This window comes from candidate division KSB1 bacterium (genome assembly GCA_022562085.1).
Lineage (GTDB): Bacteria > Zhuqueibacterota > Zhuqueibacteria > Oceanimicrobiales > Oceanimicrobiaceae > Oceanimicrobium.
Map to the genome: position 1 here is coordinate 1 of JADFPY010000224.1, position 7438 is coordinate 7438.

Consider the following 7438-nt stretch of genomic DNA (forward strand, 5'->3'; position numbering starts at 1 on the left):
ATGCGATTTCTGAGAGTACCATCCACACCTGCAATAGCCAGCGAAGCAACAAACTCCGCCCGTAGTCTAAAATCTTTGTACATTGCTTTTAACAATTCAATAATCTGATCCGGAGAAATCACATTGTACCGGGACACACCTGAACCATCGGCCAGTCCAAAGGCAGTGGTGTCTACACCCATTTCATTGAAGAACTGTTTGATGACTGAAATTCCCTTCTCAGCTGTTCCCGGTTTCCCTTTTTCTTCTGCCCCCAGAGTTTTTAAAATGAGCTCCGCATATAAATTATCGCTGTCTTTATTGTTTTTGGTAATTAGCGAGGAAAGCGGTTCAGACAAATGTTCTACTAGAACTAAGTTTGTATCGGGGCTGGTTCCCTTTATAATATTTCCGTTTAATGCAATTTTTTCATCTGCTAAAAGTTCTGAAAACAAAGTTCCAAAATAAAGCGCAGGTTCAACAATTTCAATGACTCTTACTTTTTGTGGCGATTGGGTTTTAAGTCCGCCTTTGATGGTAATCGTATTTTGACTTTCCCGCCATTTTCTTTCGATTTTAAAACCTTTAAGAAGGCTGCTATCGGAGGAATCTGCAGTGACGCCAAAATTCTCAATAGTGACATAAGAGGTCGGCGGCTCCAGGATGACGGCCAATGTATCTCCAACCTCTGCTCCGGGTTTGACTTTGACCGTGACACAATTGCGGTTTACGGTGAGGGCGCCAATTGGGGGAAAGTAACGGGAGGAGGCGTCATCCCACATCCAACCTGCTCCCTGGTAATAATCATCCAGGTAGCTTTCGTCACAAATCAGGTCGCCGGTAATTCGTTGAATACCAAGTTCTTTGATTTTTTGTACGATTCCCCACAAATCCTTGGTTGTCAGGCTCGGGTTGCCAAAACCTTTAATATAAAGATTTCCTGAAATAGTATTGTCAGTAACTGAGGAGGTGTCCGCAAAAAAAGTTGTCTTAAATCTGAAATTCGGTCTGAGTTTTCTTAGAGCAGTTGCTGTGGTCAAGAGCTTCATATTCGAGGCCGGATGAAATAGAAGCTGGCTGTTTCTGGCGTAAAGGACTTGCCCGGTTTGTAAAGAGACGACTTTTATCCCGGTGCGCGACTGATAAAGAGCGGAGTCACCCAGCACACTTTCGATTTGTTGTGTGAGTTCAGCAACGGCTTTTTTTGAAAATGAATGTTTGATCCCAAATCGGGAAGGCGCACAGGCTAAGTTGGTTAGAATAAATATTAAGAACCAAAATGAAAAATGGAATTTGTTTGGACAGCCCTGGATCGAATTGTTAAAAAGTGTTTGCATAGACGCACAAAACCCCCAAAGCAGACGGACTAAATTGGTTTGAATTCGCTTCTAAAAACTGAGCAAGCGATTTTTTTTTGTTTGAAATAGTCAAGAATTCTGCAACCTCTCCTGATTGCTTTAACGAAGCCAATCTGATAATTTCTTCGGTTTTCAATCTGCTTTTTGCCTTAAAAAACAATTCCGGCTTTTTAGTATCCACAGTTTCAATCAGACCGATACAATCCAGCGGATCGTCATTTTTCAAATCTAAATGAACTTCCTCTCTGATTTCAGCTTTAATCGCCAAAAACGGATCGGGGATTCCCGAGACCGCATTTTCTTGTGGGTGGATGTGGCCGCCTAAAACATCAAGGTCTCCCGGATTTTCCCCGACGGCTTTGCTTCTCTTAATCAAGATGATTTGCTCGTCATGGCTAACCAGAACAACGCTGACCCCCAAAGCTCTGGAAAGAGAATCCTTCCCAAATCGTTCCGCGATGTCATTCGTAAATTGATTGGAATAAAGGAGTTCATTGTAATCCGAGAGGCCTAAATCAAGCGTGAGTTTATCTTTTTGAAAATGCCAGCCATTCAGTCTGCACAATTCGCCATTAAAGATAAATTTGTTTTTCCCGGTCTCAACGATTTCTTGCTGCCAGAATGAATCAATTTTCTGAGTTAGTTCAAGTGGGAGTTCTCGTTTTTCGGGATTCCAATTAATGACGAGTTGAGCATGACTAAATTTGGCTGAAAATAGTACCTTGAAAAATGGGTTGTTCTTTAAATTTACCACTATTGAGAAATTATTTAGACTTCTCCTGAGTACCTTATGTTGTTATGTCCGAAACTTTAATCTGGCATCAATGCTTGACTAAAAAACTGGGTGCCTATTTGGAAGCGTGCAGTTATGACACCTGTTCTTTTCTATCTCTTGTTCCAAAGCTCCCGCTTAGAAAGGCGGGGTAATGATCTTTAGCACTTTCAAACACTATTTCTCAAAAACATTATGCGCCTTCGCTAGCTCTACTGCGGCCGGCGTAACAATCGCACCTTCCGGTACAGAGATTTTTCTCCGCTGTCGGATTGCCTGGCGCACATCGTGCTCAGTGATGAGCTTACGATTGCGCACAGGTTGGGCCTTCGAATCTTTTCTGACAATGTAGACCTGGTCGCCGTTTTTTAGCCCGGATGCATTGGCTTCGTCCGTATCGAGATGAAAATCCAGCACAAAAGTCTCATCAACACGGATGAGGACATTTGCAAAAATAATCGTCCGTGGCTCACACCCGGGATCGATTGCCTCTTTCGAGACCGGTGCGGCAAACACGCGCTCCCGGTCACGAACCCCAAACCGTTGGGCATCTCTCGGACTCATGTGAATATGCCGTTGCGGAACAATGATTCCTTCTTTTAATGTAATCTCACCTTTGGGGCCTATGAGTTTTGCTCCGGGAGAACCGGCGAGATCACCGGAATATCGCACCGGCGGATCGATTCCCAATTTATAAGCATCGGAGCGCGAGATTTCGAGCTGGGTTTGCCCCCTGGTTGGACCCACGATTCGAATTCCTGAGATTTTGCCTTTCGGACCTTCAAGATCTATCGTTTCTTCGGCGGCGAATTGACCTTTCTGGGAAATATCGCGAAACGTGTGCAGTTGATATCCTGCTCCAAATAAAACTTCCAGATCTTTTTGTGAAATGTGAAAATGCCGGTTTGATATTCCAACAGGAATGAGTTTTTGGCGCTTTGACATGCGGCTTCAGCGGTTCTTAACGAATTCTTCAATCACCTGTTCTACTTCTGATTCTGTCATACCGGTGGCGCCATAAACTTTTTTGCTGGCGCCAATTCCATCCCGACGCTTCGGGATAGAATCGGTAGTCCTGGTCGAACCTTTTCTGGATACATTTCCAGAGAGTGCTTTTGTGTAGGGCGCATCACTTCGCTCAGCCGGCCTCCAGGTGGTTCCGTTTCTAGGTGCGGAAAGCGGTTTAGTTTCATAAGCCACCCGTTTGATGTTCATGAGATGATGCGCGGAGATATTGTCAGACGTAATGTTGCCGCCAAACGTGCCGCAGCCTAAAGTCATGGAAGGCATGAGCCGGTTGGTGTAGCCGACCGCCCCAATTGAAGCCGGAGAGTTAACCACCACGCGAAACGCCGGAACCGCCAGACCGAATTGTCTGATTACCCGGTCGTTTTTTGCGTGCACCGCAGCAGTGTGTCCTCGGCCGCCGAAATTTAAGATCTCCTGGGCGCGTCGAATTCCCTCTTCAACGCCATTCACGGTATAGAAAACAAATGTGGGTGAAAGCTTTTCTGCTGAAAGCGGATAGGTCTTGCCCACGCCGGCGAGTTCCGCAATCAAAACCCGAATGTCCGGAGGAATCGTGAATCCGGCTTTCTGGGCTAAAACTTGCGGCGATTTACCAACCATTTCCGGGTTGACTCTAAAATCCGGAGTTAAGAGAACCTTCTCCAGCATGCGAATTTCATCCGGGTTTAGAAAATAAGCACCTTGGTGTTTTAATTCTGCAATGACCCTTTCTTTTATCGGTTGATCAACGATCAGGGCTTGTTCCGAAGAGCAGAGGGTGCCGTAATCGAATGATTTACCGGCGACGGCGTCTGCGACCGCTTTTTTATAGTTGGCAGAACGATCGATGTAAACCGGAACGTTTCCTGGGCCCACACCATAGGCCGGCTTACCGGCACTGTAAGCTGCTTTCACCAACCCCGAACCTCCCGTGGCCAAAATGACGTTGGTATCTTTGCTTCTCATGAGCTCATTGGTTGCCTGCAAGGTCGGATTTGAAATGACGCCAATTATTCCTTCCGGAGCTCCGGCAGCTATTGCTGCGTCATGAACAACTCTAGCGGATTCTTTAATGCACTTCACAGCCCTGGGGTGAGGAGAAATGACCACGCCGTTGCGGGCTTTAAGCGAAATAATACTTTTAAACATCGCTGTGGAAGTCGGATTGGTCGTTGGGATAATCGCCGCAACCACCCCAAAGGGTTCGGCTATTTCTAAAATACTGTTCGACCGATCTTCCCGGATGATGCCGACGGTACGTAGCTTTCGGATGGAATTATAAAGGTCTCGTGTGCAGAACTGATTCTTTTTGATCTTATCGGGGACATTGCCGTAGCCTGTTTCTTGAACAGCGAGCTGCGCGAGTCTTTCGGAGGCTTGAAATCCAGCCTCCGCCATCGCCGCAACGATGTTGTCGATTTCTTTCTGGTTGTACTCTTTGAGCTCTAAGTGAGCCTCTTTCGCTTTGGCACAAAGATTACGAACTGCTTGTACTGTTTCGAGGTCTTTGTCGAGAGACACGGTTTTTCCTAATTTTGTTTTAATAAGCCTTAAAATATCATTTAATTCAGAAATTGTCAAGAAAAAGTAGCAGAACTTCCCGGAGTAGCAGAACTCCCCAGAGTTCTGGGTTCTGGCCCCCAAAAGCTTACCTCCCCCAAAGTGTGGCCACTTCGGCTGCTTCGAGTACTCTGTTTGTAACCCTGAAAAGGCGGTATTGAAGGCGCGGGATATTTAAAATTGCTTGCTTTTTTTATTGCAATTACGTAGAATTTGTACCCTACCTAACCTTTACAAATGAGGTATTTGCCATGAAATTAACTCTATCGTTTCTTTCAATCCTGTTATTTTCTTTTTTCGTAATTGCAGAAGCTGCTGCGCAGAGTGAAGACTTGAATCTTACCGCACCGGATGGTTCCACTGTCACGATTGAACGCGATACTTTTGGTGTCCCGCACATTTCCTCTGAAACCGAAGTGGGCATTTTTTTCGGCCAGGGGTTTGCCGTGGCTCAGGATCGGTTAGATCAATTAGAATTCTACAGAAGCGCTGCTGAAGGTAAACTTTCTGAACTGTTGGGGGCTCTATTCATTCTGCTCGATCAAGAGACTCGTGCCATGTATTATACTCAAGAGGAACGGGAACGACAATTTGACGATTTGCCATCGGAAATTAAGGTGATGCTGCAAGCTTACAGTGACGGCGTTAACACTTATTTGGATTCTATGGCTGTCAATCCGCAAAAATACAAACCTTCTGAGTTCGCATCCCGGACGATTGAGCGCTGGGATGTTTATAAAACCCTGGCAATTATCCAGTTCATAACGCGTAATTTCGGCCAGGCTGGGGGGGAGGAACTGTCACGTTTGGCTGAACTGCAGCGAGATGGCCAGGAAGTATTTGATCAAAATAATCCGATAAACGACCCTGCCGCGCCAACAACAATACATGCTACCGGCTCCGGCTCTTCCAAAGTTTGGAGATATTCCGGATTGCAGGTGAGAGACTCAGTTGTAAATTCTATAGAAGAAAAGGAGCTGCGGGTCAGAGCTATGGCCGCCAAGAGTGGGATCCCTTTGAAATTCGGCAGTTTCGCTGTCCTCGCTTCATCGGCAAAATCGGACAATGGAAGTGTGATGCTGCTTGGAGCGCCACAGATGGGCGGTCCAAACGAGTTTGAAACCAGCATAGCAAACGAAGTAGAGCTTATTTGTCCGACATTTCATGTTGGCGGGATGACGGTTGCCGGTCTGCCTTCGGTCATCATCGGACATACTGAGCGCTTTGCCTGGACGCTCACGAGCGGGGTCAGCGATAACATCGATGTCTACATTGATTCGACCAAAGATGCCTCTTTTAGTCAATACATACATAACGGTACCTGGCTTAATTTCGAAGTTATTGAAGATACAGTTTCAAGTGGTGCGGCAAAATTTCCTTTCACTTTCTATCGAACCGTCCACGGACCGGTATTTTCAAACGATCTGGCTAATCATCAGGTCTATTCCAAGAAAATGACTTTCTGGAACCGGGAGACCGATATGATCGAAGCAAATTACGCCTGGATTAAAGCAAAGACCCTCGAAGAATTTGAAGCGGGTATTGCTATGATTCCGTTTTCGTTTAATGTCTTTTATGCAGGGAAAGATCAAAGAGTAAAATTCTGGCACGTTGGTAGGTATCAAGACCGCAGCGACGGGGTAGACCCGAGATTGCCGCACAAAGGGGACGGTTCAGAAGAGTGGGGAGGATTCATCGACTTCGCCGACTTACCTTCCGCCGATGGCAGCGAGCAGGATTATTTTGTCAATTGGAATAACAAACCGGTCAGTTGGTGGAATAACGGTGACAACATCCCATGGGCGGGCTCAACCAATCTGACTTTGCGCGTCCAAAGTATAGAAGCTTTTGTCGGTCCCATCACTGAATTTACATTTTCAAACCTGAAGGATGTGCCGAGACAAATCGACGACCACGGCACTTATCAGCAGGTGGTGCAATTTACTAACGATGAAATTATTGATGAGAACATTGTGGCGCCCGGCCAGAGTGCTTTCGTCAGTGCGAGTGGCAAAGGAAGTCCACATATTTCAGATCAATGGGCCTTGTATGTGGATTGGCAATTCAAAGATATGCTTTTTAGCCCTGGTTCGCCCACCAGCGTTGCAACACCTGAAACAGTGCCGCAATCGTTTCGCCTCCATCAAAACTATCCGAATCCATTTAACCCGACAACGACGATTAGTTATGAGATCCTGGAAGCAGCAAGCGTGCTTTTGCAGATTTACAATGTCAGAGGCCAAATTATTACAACATTGGTTGATGAATTTCAAAATGCCGGTGTTAAACGCCTTGAATGGAATGCCAATGATTTTAGTTCCGGTGTTTACTTGATAAAATTAACATCTAGTGATTTTTTTGAAATTAAAAAAAGTATTCTTTTGAAGTGAAATAGTAAATGATTCTGACAAAGATTTACAAAGATAGAGACGATGAGACGAAGCCTTAAGTTAGTTATTCTTCTGGTAAGTTTGTTATTTAGCAATATTGCTTCTGCGCAAATTGATACACTGCGCATTGCTACTTATAACTTACTCAGGTTTCCATCCGCTAATGGCAATGGCCGGTTGGAGCATTTCAGAACGGTCATTCGAAATCTGCAGCCGGATATTCTTGTGGTTCAGGAATTGGAGTCACAGGCAGCGCTTTTGACACTTCTCAATGAAGTTATGAATAAAAGTGGCGCCTCTTATTTTGCCGCACCTTTTAGTGATGGCCCGGACACAGACAACGGTTTGTTCCTTAAATCGGGCAAAGCTCA

6 protein-coding genes are annotated in these 7438 nt (G+C 45.5%); 2 read left to right on the forward strand and 4 right to left on the reverse strand.

Annotated elements, in window-relative coordinates; translation table 11 throughout:
• The 4 genes from dacB to IH879_16070 all read right to left on the reverse strand — a co-directional run.
• The coding region (dacB, locus tag IH879_16055; GenBank protein ID MCH7676440.1) for a D-alanyl-D-alanine carboxypeptidase/D-alanyl-D-alanine-endopeptidase at positions 1-1316 on the reverse strand (1316 nt) is incomplete at its 3' end.
• A complete protein-coding gene (locus IH879_16060; protein ID MCH7676441.1) occupies positions 1300-2091 on the reverse strand; it encodes an NUDIX hydrolase in 792 nt (263 codons plus the stop codon). The genes dacB and IH879_16060, both read right to left, overlap by 17 nt.
• A 195-nt stretch (positions 2092-2286) precedes the next feature.
• Complete coding sequence (pduL, locus tag IH879_16065; protein ID MCH7676442.1) at positions 2287-3054, reverse strand: phosphate propanoyltransferase; 768 nt, start codon at positions 3052-3054, stop codon at positions 2287-2289.
• Positions 3055-3060: 6 nt separating this feature from the next.
• Positions 3061-4638, reverse strand: coding sequence for an aldehyde dehydrogenase family protein (locus tag IH879_16070; protein MCH7676443.1), 1578 nt, complete (start codon positions 4636-4638; stop codon positions 3061-3063).
• 290 nt (positions 4639-4928) lie between these two features.
• On the opposite strand from IH879_16070, the gene IH879_16075 reads away from it, so the two are divergent.
• Both IH879_16075 and IH879_16080 read left to right on the forward strand, forming a co-directional pair.
• Positions 4929-7067, forward strand: coding sequence for a penicillin acylase family protein (locus IH879_16075; GenBank protein ID MCH7676444.1), 2139 nt, complete (start codon positions 4929-4931; stop codon positions 7065-7067).
• 42 nt (positions 7068-7109) lie between these two features.
• Positions 7110-7438 (forward strand): hypothetical protein (locus IH879_16080; protein ID MCH7676445.1); only part of this gene is annotated, 329 nt, incomplete at its 3' end.